Raw genomic sequence first — 14,776 nt, 5'->3', positions numbered from 1 at the left:
CACCGCTACATCTTGCGGGAGTACGAGCGGACCGCCAGCGGAGCGAAGATCGCGACGACGACCACGCAGCCGATGACCGCCCAGCCGACCTCGGCCGTCACGGCTCCGTCGTTGAACAGGTCGCGCACCGCGGAGACGACGTGCGACACCGGGTTGACCTTCACGAACGCCTCCAGCCAGCCGGGCAGCGTCTCGGCGGGGACGAAGGCGTTGGACAGGAAGGTGAGCGGAAACATGATCATCATCGAGATGCCCTGGACGCTCTGGGCCGAACGCGCCATCGTGCCCAGCCAGGTGAAGATCCACGCCAGCGACCAGCCCGCGATCACGGTGAGCGCGACGCCCCCGACGCAGCCGAGCACTCCGCCGCCGGGGCGGTAACCGATGAGCAGGCCGGTGACGAGCGTCAGCACCGACGCGATGCCGTACCGGATCAGGTCGGCGATCATCGGGCCGGCCAGGGGGGCCAGCCGCGCGATCGGCAGGGACTTGAAACGGTCGAAGACCCCCTTGTCCATGTCTTCGCGCAGTTGCACGCCCGTCGCCATGCAGACGGTCAGGGCCGTCTGAGCGAGGATGCCGGGGATCAGCACCGGGAGGTAGTTCGACACGCTGCCGGAGATCGCGCCGCCGAAGATGAACGCGAACATCGCCGTGAACAGCAGGGGCTGGATGAGGACGTCGAAGAACTGCTCGGGCTTACGGCGCATCTTCTTCAGAGCTCGCCATGCCATCGCCAGGACCTGGGCCCAGGTCTCCCGCACCGAGCTTCGGGACGTGGTGCCGGCGACCACGGCGGACGGGTCGATGCGCCGAGGTTTGAACGTGGTCGGGGTCATGGTGCTCGTGGTGGTCATCGGGCCGCCTCCATCTGGGGTTGATCGTCGGCGCCGTGGCCGGTCAGCGCCAGGAAGACCTCGTCCAGCGTCGGCTTGGCGACGCTCACCGACGAGATGCCGAGGCCTGCTTCCCGCAGGCCGATCAGGACGTCCGCGGCCCGGTCGGGGTCGGGGAGGGGGATGTTCATGCGTCCTGATTCCGGGGTCAGGACCGGTTCCTCGCCCAGCAGTCGGCGTACGACGTTCGCCGCCAGGGCCGTGTCGGAGCCGTCCGCGAGGCGGAGCTGCAGCGTCGAGTCGCCGACCTGGGTCTTCAGGGCGTCGGGGGTGTCCTCGGCGACCTTTCTGCCCCGGTCGATCACGGCTACGCGGTCGGCCAGCTGGTCGGCTTCGTCCAGATATTGGGTGGTGAGGAGGATCGTGGAACCGTCGGTGACCAGCTCGCGGATGGTGTCCCACATCTGGCCCCGGGTTCTCGGGTCGAGGCCGGTCGTGGGCTCGTCCAGGAAGATCAGGGGCGGGCGGGTGATCAGGCTCGATGCGAGATCCAGACGGCGGCGCATGCCGCCGCTGAACTGGGAGAGGGGACGCTCGGCCGCCTCCTGGAGGTCGAAGCGTTCGAGCAGGTCGACCGCGATGGCCTTGGCCCGGGTGCCGGTCAGGCCCTGCAGGCGGGCGAACAGCCAGAGGTTCTCTCGGGCGGTCAGATCCTCGTCCACCGAGGCGTACTGGCCGGTGACGCCTACCAGCTGCCGGATGCGGTGGGGCTCCCGTCGAACGTCGACGCCGAAGATCTCCGCGTGGCCGCCGTCGATCGGGAGCAGGGTGGCGAGCATTCGGAGTGTGGTGGTCTTGCCTGCTCCGTTGGGGCCGAGGACTCCGAAGATCTCGCCCTGCCGTACGCGCAGATCGATTCCGTCCACGGCCCGGAAGTCTCCGAAGTCCTTGACCAGGCCCTCGGCGCGGACGGCGCTGAGGTCCGCCATGACGCGTCTCCTCTCTCCGCCGGGTACCTCCCGGCGTCCGAGGAGAGCCTCCGCGTCATCGGCTTCGTCGCGGCTTCACTCCGGTTTCACCCCTGATTTGGCGGTTTCACCGGCATGTCACGCGGGAGGGCGTCGGCCTTCCACCACCGCCACGCCCTCGGGTGAGCCCCGGGCGCGCATCAGGAGCCGTGGTCGAGGAGTCGTCGTGTTCTGTCCGCGACCAGCCGGGGCTTCTCCGCCTGGATGAAATGCGCCGAGTCGACCTCCTCGAACCGCCCATCAGGCAGGCTGTCGGCGAGACGGCGCTGGTGCTCGCGGATGCCGGCGTGCTGCCGCTCCCGCCCTTTGGCCGGCCGGGCCGCCGACAGCAGGATCGTCGGACATTCCGGGGAGCGGGGCGGCCGGTGGCGGAACTCGGGGATGGCGGCGACCACGGCTTTCATTTCTTTGCGGGTCTGGGAGATGCCGGCGGGGGTGAAGTCCTCGGCGAGCATGGTCGCGTAGGTGTCGGCGGGGAACAGGTGCCGGACGTTGCGCGTGAACAGCCTCGCCATCGGGCGGATGCCGGTGAGCGGCTGCGCCAGGGCCAGCACGCGGTCGAGCTTCCTCACCGTCTGGTCCCACGTGTCGTACACCGGGGCGGTCTCGGGAGTGGGGTCGACCAGCAGCAGTCCCCGGAGCCGGGAGGCCAGGCTCTCGGCCGCGCGCCGGGCGACCAGGCCGCCCATGCTGTGCGCGACGAGCACGAACCGGCCGGGGACCACCTCCTCGACCATCGAGACGAGATCGGCGGCCATGTCGTCGATGCTCAACTGCGCCGCGGTTCTGCCGCTGCGGCCGAACCCCGCCCGGTCGTAGGCGACCAGTCGGGCCCGGTCGGCCAGCAGCGGCAGCACCGGATCCCAGCAGGTGCGGCCGCAGCCCTGGCCGGCTTCGAAGACCACCCAGTCCGATCCCTGTCCGGACTCCTCGACATAGACGCGCCGGCCGTTCACCGGCACCGTCCGCCCCGGTGTTTCCCGCATGCCGCCCTCCTCCCACCTCAACGTTTTCATTTTGGATAATGGTAACGCATATGAAATCGTTGAGCCATGGACGTTGTCGAGCAGTTGCTGCACCCAGTGCGGCTGCGCATCGTGCACGCGCTGGCTGCAGGACACACACTGACGATCGCGCAGTTGTGCGCCCGCATGCCCGAGGTGTCGAAGATCACGGTGTACCGCCAGGTCGCGCTGCTGACCGAGGGGGGCTTCCTCCAGGTGGACGGCGAGCAGCGGGTGCGCGGTGCCGTCGAGCGCCGCTACCGGCTGCGTCCGGACCGGCCGACGATCGACGTCGGCGCCGCCGCGGCGATGTCGCTCGAAGACCATCGCCGGGGATTCGCCGCGGCCATGGCCGTCCTGATCGCCGAGTTCAACGCCTACTTGGACCGTGATGGCGCCGATCCGGCCGCCGACTCGGTGTCCTACCGGCAGGGCACGCTGTGGCTCAGCCCGGACGAGCTCGCCGCGACGATCACCGATCTGCGCGCGGTGCTGCGCGACCGGGTCGCCAACACTCCCACCTCGGACCGCGCACCGTATCTGCTCAGCGCGATCCTGTTCCCTACCGGGCGGCCGTCCCCGGACGAAGCCGATCGCTGATGCCGGTGACCGGCCGCTCCGCGAGCACGGCCCGGGGCGGACGATTCACGATCGGAACGCGCCGGTCCGATCCTCCTCTCGGAGGGCGGCGAGCAGGTTGTCCACCGCCGCCTCCGAAGCCCGTCGTACGCTTTCAGCCGTCGCGGCGCCGAGATGCGGCGTCGGCAGCACTCGGGGGTGGGCGAGCAGGGGCGAATGTTCCGGTGGTTCGCGATCGAAGGCGTCGACGGAGTACATCGCGAAACGGCCGGACTCGAGGTTGGCCAGCAGGGCCGCTTCGTCGACGAGCGTCGATCGCGCGGTGTTGACCAGGACGACGTCGTCGCGCAGCAGCGCGAGCTCGGCGGCCCCGAGGAGCGGGCCGTCCGGCGCCGGCGGAACGTGCAACGACACGACTTCGCTGCCGCTCAGCAGGTCTTCCAGCGACAGAAGCGGCACGTCACCGGCGTCGGTGACGTACGGGTCGTGCGCCACGACCCGCATGCCGAGGCCCTGCGCGAGGTGAGAGAGGCGGCGGCCGATCGCGCCGAAACCGACGACCCCGAGGGTGCGGCCGGCGGCCTCCCTGCCGATGGCGCGCCGCCAGCCCCCGGCGCGTAGGGCGGCGGCGGCCTCGGGCAGTCCGCGCAGCCCCGCGAGGGCGAGGGCGAGGGCGAGCTCCGCGACCCCCTGCGCGTTGGCGCCTCGGGCGGTGACCACCCGGACACCGGCCGCCGCGGCGGCGACGTGATCGATGGCGTCGGTGCCCGCGCCGTTGCGGCTGATCACCCGCAGCGAATCGGCGCGGGACAGCACGTTCGCGTCGATGGTCTCGACCCCGGCGATCCATCCCACGATCCCGGGCACCGCGGCCGCGAGCTCCTCCGGGGTCGGCTGACGCCCCGGTGTGGGGGTGACGACCGTGTAACCCGCGGCCTTCAGGCGCTCGACCGCGGCCGACCCGGCGCTCGACATCGATCGAGGAGTGACGAGAACCCGGGGCGCCGTCATCACGACACCACCGCCGGCCGGGGGCCGAGCAGCCTGAGCAGTCGTTCGACCTCGGCCGCCATCGCGTCGCGGGCCGGCGCGATGTACTTGCGCGAGTCCATCATCTTCGGGTCCGCCTCGAGCCGCTCACGCACCACGTGCGTGAACACCTTGTTCAGATGCGTCGCTATGTTGATCTTGGTCATGCCGCGGGTCACCACGGTCCGCAGCGTCTCGTCGTCGACGCCGGAGGAACCGTGCAGCACGAGAGGCACCGGCACCGCCTCGAAGATCGCCGTGACCAGTTCCAGGTCGACCACCGCGTCTCGCGTGGCCATCGCGTGCGAGGTCCCCACCGCGACGCCGAGCGAGTCGACCCCGGTGCGTTCGCAGAAGCGGCGCGCCTCGGCGGGGTCGGTACGCGCACCGGGCTCGTGCACCCCGTCCTTGCCGCCGACCTCGCCGAGCTCGGCCTCCACCGCGACCCCGCGGGCGTGACAGTGCTCGACGACCTGACGGGTGACCTTCAGGTTCTCCTCGTACGGCAGGCGGGATCCGTCGAACATCACCGAGGTGAACCCGAGGTCCACCGCCTGGTGCACGAGGTCGACGTCCTCGGCGTGGTCGAGATGCACGGCGACGGGGACGTCCGCGGTCTCGGCCAGGGCGAGTACGGCCAGCGCCAGCGGCCGCAGCCGGCCGCCGTGGTAGCGGACGGCGTTCTCGCTGATCTGGATCATCAGCGGCGCGCGGGCCGCCTCGGCGCCGGAGATGAGCGCCTCGGCGTGTTCGAGCATCGTCGCGTTGAACGCCCCGACGCCGTGCCGCGCGGTGCGGGCGGCGGCGAGGATCGGGCGGGGGTCGGCAAGGGGCACGCGTCCTCCTACTGTTTCGCGCTGGGGTCGCGCGTTGTCGTGCTGCGGCCGCCCCGATCGGGGTCGTGGCCGCCCTGTTCCGTGGCGCGGTCGCCACTTCCGGCGATGTGGTCGTCATGGGTCGCCGCCGCCCCGGCGTGGGCCCGGGTCGCGGCACGCGCGGCGTCGAAGCGCGCCCGCGGCAGCGCATAGGCCCGGGCGAGCTCGGGGCGCGGATCGACCCGCAGCGCCGCGTGCCGTGCCGTACGGCGCAGTGCCGCGGTGTCCGTCCAGGCGCCGATGCCGAGCAGGGCGAGCGCGGCCGCCCCCAGGGCAGTGACGTGCTGGGCGGAGTGCGGACGGCTGACCGGGCGGCCGGTGAGGTCGGCGAGCACCTGCAGGGTGAGCCGGCCGCGCGCACCACCCCCGGTCGCGATGATCTCGTTCGCGGCGATCTCAGCGGTGGCCGGCACCGCGGCGAGCATCGTGCGCGCCGCGTCCGCCAGGCTGAAACCGATCCCCTCGATCACGGCCCGGGCGAGGTCGCCGTGCGTGTGCCCGAGATCCAGCCCGAGGAACGCTCCACGCACGGCCGGGCCGCCCTCCGCCACGGTGCCGCCGGCCAGGGTGGGTACGCAGGTGAGGCCGCGGGCGCCCACCGGCGCCGCCGCGGCCTCCTCCAGCAGGACGTCGAGGTCGTCGCGGCGCAGCAGGGAGGCCAGCCAGGACAGGCTGCTGCCGCCGCCGAAGGTGGAGAGGGCCGAGATGTGAAGACCGGGGAGCACATGATCGAAGACGAACGGCCGGGCGACGTCGTCGAGCACCGGATCGCTCCCGGCCACGGTGACCCAGTTGGACGAGCCGAGCGACACGTACGCCTCGCCGGCGCGGTCGAGGCCCGCGCCGAGTGCCATGCACGAGTTGTCGACGCCGCCGGCCACCACCGGCAGCCCGGCGGGCAGTCCGGTGGCGGCCGACGCCTCGGCGCTCACGCTGCCGATGACGGCGGTCGACGGCACGATCCGCGGCCACCAGTCGGCGGGCACGCCGAGGTCGTCCGTCACCTCGGGGATCATCCGGCGGGTGGCGAGGTCGTAGCAGCCGCTGCCGGAGGCGTAGCTCGGGTCGGTGCGCTGGACGCCGGTGAGCCGCGCGTTGACCCAGTCCTTGCTGCCCAGCAGGCGGACCGTGCGGGCGGCGACATCGGGGTGCTCGGCGCGCAGCCACGCCGCCTTGAACACGGTGTACATGCCCCGGGGGAAGCCGTTGCCGGTGCGCAGATACCACTTGCTCTCATCGGCGCCGGAGAAGTACGCCGCCGCCGGTTCCTCTCCCCGGATGTCGGACCAGATCGGCACCGCGTCGAGCAGCGCGGCGCCACCGGCGTCGACCGGCACCATCGCCAGGCTGTGGCCGGACAGCGCCACGGCGAGCACGCGGTGCCGGTCGGCGCCGGCATCGGACAGTTCGCGAGCGGAGCGGACGAGCGCCTCCCACCAGTCCTCCGGGCGCTGCTCATGGCGTCCGGGCGCGGGATAGAACGTCCGGTAGGGGGCGAACGCCGTACGGACCACCCGGGCATCGAGATCGACGAGTGCGGCCTTGCACCCGCTGGTGCCCAGGTCGAAGGCGACGACGGCCTCGCCGGCGGTGTCGCCGTTCCTTCTCATGTCGCGGGATGTCATCGGGAACCCTTCGGGGATGCTTGGCTCACTCGTCCTGCCCGGGCACGCCTCATGGGTGATCGCACCGATCCGGGTCGATCACTGCCTCGTGCTGCATGCCCGACCGCATCCGCGACAGGCGCATCTTCATGGTGCGGATCTCGTCGAGCGCCGGGTCTCCGCGGCGCAGCAGCACCATCGTGGCGAGGATGTCGACGACGACGAGCTGGGCCAGCCGCGAGATCGTCGGTGTGTAGACGTCGGTGTTGTCGAGCGACTCCACGATGAGGGCGATCGTGCTCAGCTCCGCCAGCGGCGAGGCGCCGCCGGTGATGCCGATGACGGTCGCCCCCCGAGCCCGGGCGAGGCGCGCGGTGTCCAGGATCGACACCGTGCGGCCGGTGTTGGAGATGGCGACGAACGCCGTCGAGGTCGTGCTGGTCGACGCGGCGAGGAACTGCTGGTGGGTGTCGACGGGCGCCGAGCACGGGACGCCGAAGAGCGGGAACTTCTGCTCGGCGTCCATCGCCACGATGCCGGAGGCGCCGAGGCCGATGAAGACGATGTGCGAGCACGTGGAGAGCGCCTCCACCGCACGGTCCAGCGCGCCCAGGTCGAGATGGCGGCGGACGTGGTCGAGCGAGGTTATGGAGAAGTCGAAGATCTTGCTGACGGTGGTGGTGGTGTCGTCCTGCGCCTCGATCACCGATTGAGTGGCGGGTATGCCGAGCGCGACGCTCTGCGCCAGCTGGATGCGGAAGTCGTGAAAGCCGTCGCACCCGATCGCGTTGGCGAACCGGACGATGGTCGGCTGGCTGACGGCGGCGGCCCTGGCGAGCTCGGCGAGCGTCATCTGCACGACCGAACGCGGGTCGGCCAGCACCACGTCGGCGACCTTGCGCTCGGAGCGGCGCAGCTCCTGCAGGCTCTTGTTGATGCGCTCGAGCACCGGTCCGTCGCTCAACGCTGCCTCGCAAGGTCGAGCGCGGCGCCGTGCTCGGGCACGCGTACGGTGACACCGTGGCGACCGGCGAAATCCAGGTCGAAAGCGGCGGGATCGGCGGTGTTGAAGTCGAACATCCCCCAATGATGCGGCACCAGGGTTTCGATGCCGGAGAGCGCGCACAGCTCGACGGCCTCGGCGAAATCGAAGTTGCCGGGGACGCCGTTGGCCAGCCGCCGGGCGTCGCGGCCGTTGACCGGCAGCAGGGCGACGTCGATGTCGAGGCCGCTGAGCCGCTCGGCCAGACCGTCCCACGGCGCGCAGTCACCCGAGTGGTAGACGCGGGTGCCGCCCGCGTCGACGACGTATCCGAGGTAGCGGTCGTCGCCGTGCTCGTCGACGACCCGCTCCTCGTGCGCGGACGGCACAGCGGTGACCGTGAAGGGCCCGTAGGCGACGCTCTCGCCGTCGGCGAGCGGGTCGAGCCGCGACGGCGAGGCCGCCGAACGGCGCAGCGCCTCGTCCAGGACCGCGCGAGGGCAGGCCAGCCGCAGGTGCGGCTGGGCCGCCATGAGCGGTGCCAGGGTGTCGGGGTCCATGTGGTCGGTGTGGGCGTGCGAGCAGAGCACCGCACGCAGCGGCGGCAGCTCGTTCACGGCGACCGGGGCCGGGCGCATCCGGACATGCGGGAAGATCGTGCCCTTGTACTTGCGGGCCAGTGAGTCCGAAAGGTAGGGGTCGATGAGCAGGTGCTGCTCCCCCTCCTCGGCCGTACGGCCGGCCGGGGAGGTGAGCAGGAAACCGGCCTGTCCCAGCCACAGCGCCCGCATCGTCACCGGACCTCCAGTGCGGCCGTGTACAGCCGCTCGAAGCCCGGCCCCGAGGTGGGGATGTCGAGGTCGAAGACGGCGTCGATCACCCGCGTCCAGCCGTGCACGAAGTAGCGCCAGCCGTCTTCGATCGTGAGCCCGTCGGCCTCCGCCCTGGCGCGTGCCCGCCGCAGGAACCCGAGCTCCCCCCGGTAGTTGAAGTCCCAGACGTAGGCGCCGCGCGGGAAGACGGCCGCGTCGCTGAGCGGCGAACCGGGACGGTCCTTGCCCATGCCGGTGGCGTTGACGACGAGCGCGCCCGGAGCGAGGTCGGCCAGCAGCGCGTCGTGCGCCTCACCATGCCCGAGGTGATGCATCCGCCAAGTGATCTCGCCGTCGCCGCCCTCCGTCGCGGCGGCGATGGCGGCGAGCCGGTCCTCGGCGATATCGGTGACGACGACCCGCCCCGGCGCTTCGTCGGCGGCCCGATGGGCGAAGTAGTCGCACAGTGCGAGGGCCGCGCCGCCGGCGCCCATGACGAGCACGTCACGGCCGGCCAGCCGCGGGACGATGGCGTGCAGCGACAGCTTGCTGGTGATCGTGTCGAGCGCCAACCCGTCGATCCGGCCGTCGCGTGCCACCAGGGCGCTGACCTCGTGCAGCCGGGCGGCATCGTCGTCGACCCGCCGCAGCAGGCCGCGGCAGGCGGCGTACAGGTCGAGCTTGTGCGTGGTCACCAGCGCGCCGCGCGACAGCGGGTCGTCGCGCAGGTGCTCGACGACGCGGCGGTAGGCCTCCGGCTCGGCCCCGACGGGGATGTCGACGCCCACCAGGTCGACGTCCTCCAGGCCCAGCAGGGGACGCCACGCGGCGAACACTCGGTGGATCGCCGACGAGCCGGTGGTGACGCCGATGAAGTACATGGTCGGCCGCTCGGCCGGCCGCAGATCACCGAGGGTCACCGCCCACCCCCTCCCGTCTCGGCCCCGCTCGCTTCGGCGACCAGCCGTACGGCGTGAGCGGTGTTGATGCCGAACCTGGTCGCACCGGCGTCGAGCAGTGCCCGTACCTGCTCCAGCGACCGGATGCCGCCGGAGGCTTTGATCTCCCGGTCCCCGGCGACCTCGCGGATCAGGCGAACATGCTCGGGGGTGGTCGCCACGCCCTGCCAGCCCGTGCCGGTCTTCAGCGATTCCGCGCCCGCTTCGACCGCCGCACGCGCGGCCTCACGGATCTGGCGCTCGTCCAGCAGGCCGACCTCGAGGATCACCTTGACCGGCACCCGGCCGCCGACCGCGGCGAGCACGGCGGCGACGTCGCGCGTGGCCGCGGCCGTCTCGCCGGACCGGACCAGTCCGATGTTCATGACGACGTCCATCTCCTGCACGCCGGCGTCGAGCAGCCAACGGGCCTCGGCGACCTTCACCTCGGTGGCCGAGCCGCCGGAGGGGAAGCCCACGGGCGATCCGGCGTTCGTGGTCGACCCGTCGAGCAACGCGCGCAGCACGGGCAGCCAGGAGGGCAGCACATGCGCGGCGATGAAGTCGCCGGCCAGTGCGTGGCGGGCCAGCTCGACCACGTCGGCACGCCCGTGCCGGGCCTGTACCGCGCTGATGTCGACCATGCGGGCCAGCGCGTGCCCGGTGAGCTCAACGGGGGACATAACCGGGGTTCTCCTCAAGCCGCCAGCCCCCGGCCTCGGCGACCACATGGTGCCGCATGCCCCTGGAACGGGCGATGATCTCGTAGTCCTGGCCCGCGTCCGCCGGATAGCAGAACAGGGTGACCAGGTCCTCGTCGCCGACGTTGACGCTGCGGTGGATGTGGACCGGCGGGACGTAGGCGACGACGCCGGGGCGCAGCTCGGTCACGACGGTCTGGCCGTCGAGGGTCTCCATCAGCATCAGCCCGTGGCCGGACAGACAGTGGTAGATCTCGGTGCGGTCGTGCTTGGCGTGGATGTGACCGCGGGTCATGTGGAACTCCGCGCCGACACGGCCGGGCGACAGCGTGGAGATGCCGGTGATGAGGTCGCCTGTCTCGGTCGAGGGACGGAACTCGTCGACGTGGTAGATCACCCGGTCGGCTTCACGCTCCAGTCGTGCCGCGAACGCCTCGGCGTCGGCGAACAGGCCGTCGAGATCGGACAGCCTCTTCTCGTAACGGCCGGTGCGGCCCCTCAACCCTTCCGGTGTGATGACCAGACCCGGTCCTGGCAGCGGCTCGGACACCCTGCTCCTTCTTCTCGCCGGTAGCGCGGACTGCGCACTTCTCATCATCGTTGTAGCAGAATTACAAAAGCTTGTCATCCTCGGCCGACCGCACGCCGATCATATGTAGCGACGCTCCAGAAGATCCCGACAGGCGCACCCGCCATGCTGGATCTATCTGCCCATCTATAGCTTCGTGTCCGAATCGAACGGTGGGCGATGCGACCGCGACCATGTTGCCTGTGTAACGTTTGGAAGCACACCCGTTGACATCTCCCCCGCCACATGTAGTGTTGCTCCTCGAATTGGATGTCTTGCCACGTAAGACGTGGTCAAGGGCGTGGGAACCCACAGCGCTCGACGAAAGGAGCAGTCGCGATGGACGTGTCGGCCCGCCGTCGGGAAATCGTCGACCTCCTGCGCTCCGTGGGACGGGTGGACGCGACCGAGCTGTCGAGCCGCTTCGCCGTCAACGTCGAGACCATCCGGCGCGACCTGTCCGCGCTGGAGGAGTCGGGGGCCCTGCGCCGCGTACGCGGCGGCGCGGTCGCCGGCGCGAAATCGGCCGTCGAGGGACGCGTCTCCAGCCGCATATCCGAGCGGCGCGAGGAGAAGGCCGCCATCGCGCGCGCCGCCGCCGCCGAGATCCCGCCCTATGGCGCGATCTTCATTGAGGCCGGGTCGACCACCGGTCACCTCGCCCGGCTTCTCCCCGGCCGTGGCGACCTGCTCATCGTCACCAACGCCCTGCAGATCGCGCTCGAACTGGCCGACCTGGCGTGCTCTACGGTCATGACCATCGGCGGCCGGGTGCGCCCGGCCAGCTACGCCGAGGTCGACACCTGGGCGCTCGAGCGCCTCGGCCGGCTGCGCTTCGACGTCGCGTTCGTCGGCGCCAACGCCGTCGACGGCGTGTGGGGGCTGTCGACGCCCGACCCCGGCGAGGCCGCGGTCAAGGCGGCGATCCTCGCCTCGGCGAACAAGACGGTGCTCATGACCGACCACACCAAGTTCGGCATGCAGGCCACCTGCCGGTACGGCGCGATCGAGGACATCGACCTCATCGTCACCGACAGCGGAATCGACGACGCGACGGTCGAGGACCTGCGCGCGCACGGCACGGAGGTCCGGCTTGTCGACACCTGACTTCACCCGACGACGGCCGCTTCCGGCCACTCCCGCCCCCAGGCGTCACCTTGGAGGAAACATGAGATCACGCCCCCGACTCAGGACTCTCGCCGGCGGCACCGCCGCGCTGCTGGCCGCCACACTGTTCGCGACGGCCTGCGGCTCCGACAACGGCGACGGCGGCAACGCCGGCGCGGCCGCCGACAGCGCGGCCAGCCAGCCGATCGAGGGCCGGCCCGTCCCGACCGACCAGAAGCCGGACGCCGAGACCAAGATCGCCATGATCGGTTTCGCCAACAACCCCTACTGGGTCTCGGTGAAGGCCGGCGCCGACTACGCCGACGGCGTGCTCTCCTCTCGGAACGGCAAGGTCGACTGGATCGTCGCCGGAGACAACATCGACGTCCAGACGGTCTCCAGTGCCATCCGCGGCGCCGAGTCCCAGGGATACAAGGGCATCGGGTTCTTCATCGCCGGAGAGGGCAACTGCGCCGACATCAAGAACCTGTCCGCCAAGGGCGTCAAGATGGGCGCCTACAACACCCTCTTCGACTGCGTCGCCGACTCCGGCGGCACCGTCAACTACGCCCAGGAGCAGTACAAGGCGGGCCAGACCGCGGCCGAAGAGATGATCAAGGCCACCGGCGGCAAGGCCGGCAAGGTGGGCATCATCGTCAGCCAGTTCACCGCCCCCGGCTCCGAGCAGCGGCGCAAGGGCTTCATCGACGGGCTCAAGGGCTCGAACCTGACGCCGGTGGGCGAGGGCGTCGAGGCCAAGGACTCCGCGTCGAACACCTTCACCGCGGCACAGAACTTCCTGCAGTCCAACACCGACCTCGTCGGCATCTACGCCACCGCGGGAGGCCCCTTCGGCGCCGCCCAGGCGGTCGCCGCCGCGGGCAAGCAGGACACGGTCAAGGTGATCGGCTTCGACATCACCAAGGAGAACATCGACGCGATCAAGAACGGGTCGATGTACGGCGTGATCGGCCAGGACGCCTTCGGACAGGGGTACAACGTGGCGATCGAGCTGTTCAACGCGGCCGTGACGGGCAAGAACCCCGACTCGGTGACGCAGGAGGCCAACGCCCCCTTCGTCACCAAGGAGAACCTGGCACAGCACGACCCGTCGGCGTTGCCGCTCGGCACGCTGGGCACCTCCTGACGGAAAGATCCTCACTCCATGACGACCTCTGCCCAGGTTGGCAACGCCGGGCCGGCGGCCCTCTCGGTCGTCGGCCTGGCGAAGTCGTTCGGCGCCGTCAAGGCGCTGCGCGACGTGTCGCTCGCCTTCCCGGCCGGCCAGGTCACCGGGCTCCTCGGTGAGAACGGCGCCGGCAAGTCCACCCTCATCCGCCTGTGCTCCGGGGAGATGCAGCCCGACAGCGGCCGGCTCCGGCTCGACGGCGAGGACGTCGGCTTCGGTTCGCCCCTCGAGGCGATCGCCGCCGGTGTCGTCGTCGTCCACCAGGAGCCGCTGCTCATCAGCGAACTGACCGTCGCCGACAACCTCTTCCTCTATGACCTCGGCGAGCGCCCCGGCTACGCCATCGCACGCCGGAAGGACAACGTCCAACGGGCGCGTGAACTGCTCGACCGGCTGCAGATGACCGACTATCTGCCCGACCCGTCGACGCCGTGCCGGGAGCTGTCGGCCGCCGCGCGCCAGATGGTCGACATCGTGCGGGCGCTGTCGCGCCGGCCCAAGGTCCTCTTCCTCGACGAACCCAACTCCAGCCTCACCCACGAGGAGTCCGAGCGGCTGTTCGCGGTGGTGAAGCGGCTGCGCCGCGACGGCGTCGCGGTCGTGCTGGTCAGCCACCGCCTGGCGGAGGTCTACTCGATCGTCGACCACGTGATCGTGCTGAGGGACGGCACGTTCGTGGCGGCCGGTCCACCCGATGAGATCGACGAGAAGCGCGCCGTCGCCCTGATGGCCGGCGATCGCAAGCGCGCGGTCGTCGCGGAGGTCATGGCCGACCGCCGGGGCACCGCCGAGCAGGCCGAGGTCGCGCTCGATCTCAACGGTCTGACCGGCGAGGGCTTCACCGACATCGACTTCACCGTGCGCCGCGGTGAGATCGTCGGCATGGCCGGGCTCGTCGGCGCGGGCCGCACCGAGATCGCCGAGGCGGTCATCGGGGTGCGCCCGGTCGCGCGCGGGAGCATCAGCGTCGGCGGCCGCCGGGTGCGGATCTCCGGGCCGGGACGGGCCCAGAAGTTCGGCATCGCCTACGTCGCAGAGGAGCGCCGCACCGAGGTGTTCCACTCCCAGAGCGTCGGCTACAACCTCACCGTACGAATCCTGTCGACCCTGGGCAGACTGGGCTGGGTCTCTCCCCGCCGTGCCGATGCGAAGGCCCGCGAGCTCACCCGGCGATTCGGCGTCAAAACCGCCTCGACCGGCGCGCTCATCACCTCACTGTCCGGCGGCAACCAGCAGAAGGTGCTGCTCGCGCGGGCCCTCGCCGCCAAACCGAAGGTCCTGATCCTGGACGAACCGACCCGTGGCGTCGACGTCGGCACCAAGGCCGAGATCTACGCGACGCTGCGGGAGCTCGCCCGTACGGAGGGACTCGCGGTGTGGTTCATCTCCTCCGAACTCGAGGAGATCGTCGAACTCGCCGACCGTGTCGTCGTCATCCGTCGAGGGCGGATCGCCCTCGACGCCCCCAACAACGCCGGACCCCAGCCCATCGTCGCCGCGGCCATGGGCTCAACCGAAGGATGA

15 protein-coding genes are annotated in these 14,776 nt (G+C 70.9%); 4 read left to right on the top strand and 11 right to left on the bottom strand.

The features are described from left to right. Nucleotides 1-5: 5 nt before the first annotated feature. From AP234_RS09720 to AP234_RS09710, 3 genes are all read right to left on the bottom strand, one after another. Complete coding sequence (locus tag AP234_RS09720; RefSeq protein WP_055479229.1) at nucleotides 6-857, bottom strand: ABC transporter permease; 852 nt, start codon at nucleotides 855-857, stop codon at nucleotides 6-8. Then, complete coding sequence (locus AP234_RS09715) at nucleotides 854-1,825, bottom strand: ATP-binding cassette domain-containing protein (RefSeq protein WP_055479228.1); 972 nt, start codon at nucleotides 1,823-1,825, stop codon at nucleotides 854-856. Before AP234_RS09715 ends, AP234_RS09720 begins: the two co-directional genes overlap by 4 nt. A gap of 179 nt (nucleotides 1,826-2,004) precedes the next feature. Next, nucleotides 2,005-2,850, bottom strand: coding sequence for an alpha/beta fold hydrolase (locus tag AP234_RS09710; RefSeq protein WP_055479227.1), 846 nt, complete (start codon nucleotides 2,848-2,850; stop codon nucleotides 2,005-2,007). Between the two features lie 66 nt (nucleotides 2,851-2,916). Here AP234_RS09710 and AP234_RS09705 point away from each other — a divergent pair, with 66 nt between their 5' ends. Further along, nucleotides 2,917-3,468, top strand: coding sequence for a helix-turn-helix domain-containing protein (locus AP234_RS09705; RefSeq protein ID WP_055479226.1), 552 nt, complete (start codon nucleotides 2,917-2,919; stop codon nucleotides 3,466-3,468). Nucleotides 3,469-3,513: 45 nt separating this feature from the next. On the opposite strand, the gene AP234_RS09700 is transcribed toward AP234_RS09705, so the two are convergent. From AP234_RS09700 to AP234_RS09665, 8 genes are read right to left on the bottom strand one after another with little or no spacing between them, the layout of a single operon-like run. Then, nucleotides 3,514-4,458 (bottom strand): NAD(P)-dependent oxidoreductase, encoded by a 945-nt coding sequence (locus tag AP234_RS09700; protein WP_055479225.1) that lies wholly within the window; start codon nucleotides 4,456-4,458, stop codon nucleotides 3,514-3,516. Continuing rightward, a complete protein-coding gene (locus AP234_RS09695) occupies nucleotides 4,458-5,312 on the bottom strand; it encodes a class II fructose-bisphosphate aldolase (protein WP_055479224.1) in 855 nt (284 codons plus the stop codon). The genes AP234_RS09700 and AP234_RS09695 overlap by 1 nt, the downstream gene beginning before the upstream one ends. 8 nt (nucleotides 5,313-5,320) lie before the next feature. After that, nucleotides 5,321-6,976: an FGGY family carbohydrate kinase gene (locus tag AP234_RS09690; RefSeq protein WP_083501940.1), complete on the bottom strand. Its 1,656-nt coding sequence runs from the start codon at nucleotides 6,974-6,976 to the stop codon at nucleotides 5,321-5,323. Between the two features lie 49 nt (nucleotides 6,977-7,025). After that, a complete protein-coding gene (locus tag AP234_RS09685) occupies nucleotides 7,026-7,919 on the bottom strand; it encodes an SIS domain-containing protein (protein WP_055479222.1) in 894 nt (297 codons plus the stop codon). Then, the gene (locus AP234_RS09680) at nucleotides 7,916-8,728 is read right to left on the bottom strand and encodes an MBL fold metallo-hydrolase (RefSeq protein ID WP_055479221.1); all 813 of its coding nucleotides are present in this window, start codon (nucleotides 8,726-8,728) and stop codon (nucleotides 7,916-7,918) included. Before AP234_RS09680 ends, AP234_RS09685 begins: the two co-directional genes overlap by 4 nt. Before the next feature lie 2 nt (nucleotides 8,729-8,730). Beyond that, on the bottom strand, nucleotides 8,731-9,669 hold the full coding sequence (locus AP234_RS09675; RefSeq protein WP_200926320.1) for a hypothetical protein: 939 nt from the start codon (nucleotides 9,667-9,669) through the stop codon (nucleotides 8,731-8,733). After that, the gene (gene deoC / locus AP234_RS09670; protein WP_055479220.1) at nucleotides 9,666-10,370 is read right to left on the bottom strand and encodes a deoxyribose-phosphate aldolase; all 705 of its coding nucleotides are present in this window, start codon (nucleotides 10,368-10,370) and stop codon (nucleotides 9,666-9,668) included. Before deoC ends, AP234_RS09675 begins: the two co-directional genes overlap by 4 nt. Further along, nucleotides 10,357-10,938, bottom strand: a complete 582-nt coding sequence (locus tag AP234_RS09665) for a glucose-6-phosphate isomerase family protein (protein ID WP_200926318.1) — start codon at nucleotides 10,936-10,938, stop codon at nucleotides 10,357-10,359. Before AP234_RS09665 ends, deoC begins: the two co-directional genes overlap by 14 nt. Before the next feature lie 357 nt (nucleotides 10,939-11,295). On the opposite strand from AP234_RS09665, the gene AP234_RS09660 reads away from it, so the two are divergent. The 3 genes from AP234_RS09660 (at nucleotide 11,296) to AP234_RS09650 (ending at nucleotide 14,776) form a co-directional block, all read left to right on the top strand. Continuing rightward, nucleotides 11,296-12,063, top strand: a complete 768-nt coding sequence (locus AP234_RS09660; RefSeq protein ID WP_055479219.1) for a DeoR/GlpR family DNA-binding transcription regulator — start codon at nucleotides 11,296-11,298, stop codon at nucleotides 12,061-12,063. 61 nt (nucleotides 12,064-12,124) lie between these two features. Further along, nucleotides 12,125-13,210, top strand: a complete 1,086-nt coding sequence (locus tag AP234_RS09655; protein WP_055479218.1) for a sugar ABC transporter substrate-binding protein — start codon at nucleotides 12,125-12,127, stop codon at nucleotides 13,208-13,210. A gap of 18 nt (nucleotides 13,211-13,228) precedes the next feature. Further along, entirely contained in the window at nucleotides 13,229-14,776 is a 1,548-nt protein-coding gene (locus tag AP234_RS09650; protein WP_055479217.1) for a sugar ABC transporter ATP-binding protein, read from the top strand.

It is taken from the genome of Sphaerimonospora mesophila (genome assembly GCF_001417795.1).
In the GTDB taxonomy this organism is placed as follows: Bacteria; Actinomycetota; Actinomycetes; order Streptosporangiales; family Streptosporangiaceae; genus Sphaerimonospora; species Sphaerimonospora mesophila.
The sequence above is the reverse complement of the archived record's forward strand: the minus strand, read 5'-3'. Positions and strand labels throughout refer to the sequence as shown.

What these genes read in the sequence shown, in the direction of transcription:
- AP234_RS09710 (WP_055479227.1), bottom strand. Translation starts at nt 2,850, where the DNA reads ATGCGGGAAACACCGGGGCGGACGGTGCCGGTGAACGGCCGGCGCGTC.
- AP234_RS09690 (WP_083501940.1), bottom strand. Translation starts at nt 6,976, where the DNA reads ATGACATCCCGCGACATGAGAAGGAACGGCGACACCGCCGGCGAGGCC.
- deoC (WP_055479220.1), bottom strand. Translation starts at nt 10,370, where the DNA reads ATGTCCCCCGTTGAGCTCACCGGGCACGCGCTGGCCCGCATGGTCGAC.
- AP234_RS09715 (WP_055479228.1), bottom strand. Translation starts at nt 1,825, where the DNA reads ATGGCGGACCTCAGCGCCGTCCGCGCCGAGGGCCTGGTCAAGGACTTC.
- AP234_RS09705 (WP_055479226.1), top strand. Translation starts at nt 2,917, where the DNA reads ATGGACGTTGTCGAGCAGTTGCTGCACCCAGTGCGGCTGCGCATCGTG.
- AP234_RS09680 (WP_055479221.1), bottom strand. Translation starts at nt 8,728, where the DNA reads ATGCGGGCGCTGTGGCTGGGACAGGCCGGTTTCCTGCTCACCTCCCCG.
- AP234_RS09720 (WP_055479229.1), bottom strand. Translation starts at nt 857, where the DNA reads ATGACCACCACGAGCACCATGACCCCGACCACGTTCAAACCTCGGCGC.
- AP234_RS09655 (WP_055479218.1), top strand. Translation starts at nt 12,125, where the DNA reads ATGAGATCACGCCCCCGACTCAGGACTCTCGCCGGCGGCACCGCCGCG.
- AP234_RS09660 (WP_055479219.1), top strand. Translation starts at nt 11,296, where the DNA reads ATGGACGTGTCGGCCCGCCGTCGGGAAATCGTCGACCTCCTGCGCTCC.
- AP234_RS09700 (WP_055479225.1), bottom strand. Translation starts at nt 4,458, where the DNA reads ATGACGGCGCCCCGGGTTCTCGTCACTCCTCGATCGATGTCGAGCGCC.
- AP234_RS09650 (WP_055479217.1), top strand. Translation starts at nt 13,229, where the DNA reads ATGACGACCTCTGCCCAGGTTGGCAACGCCGGGCCGGCGGCCCTCTCG.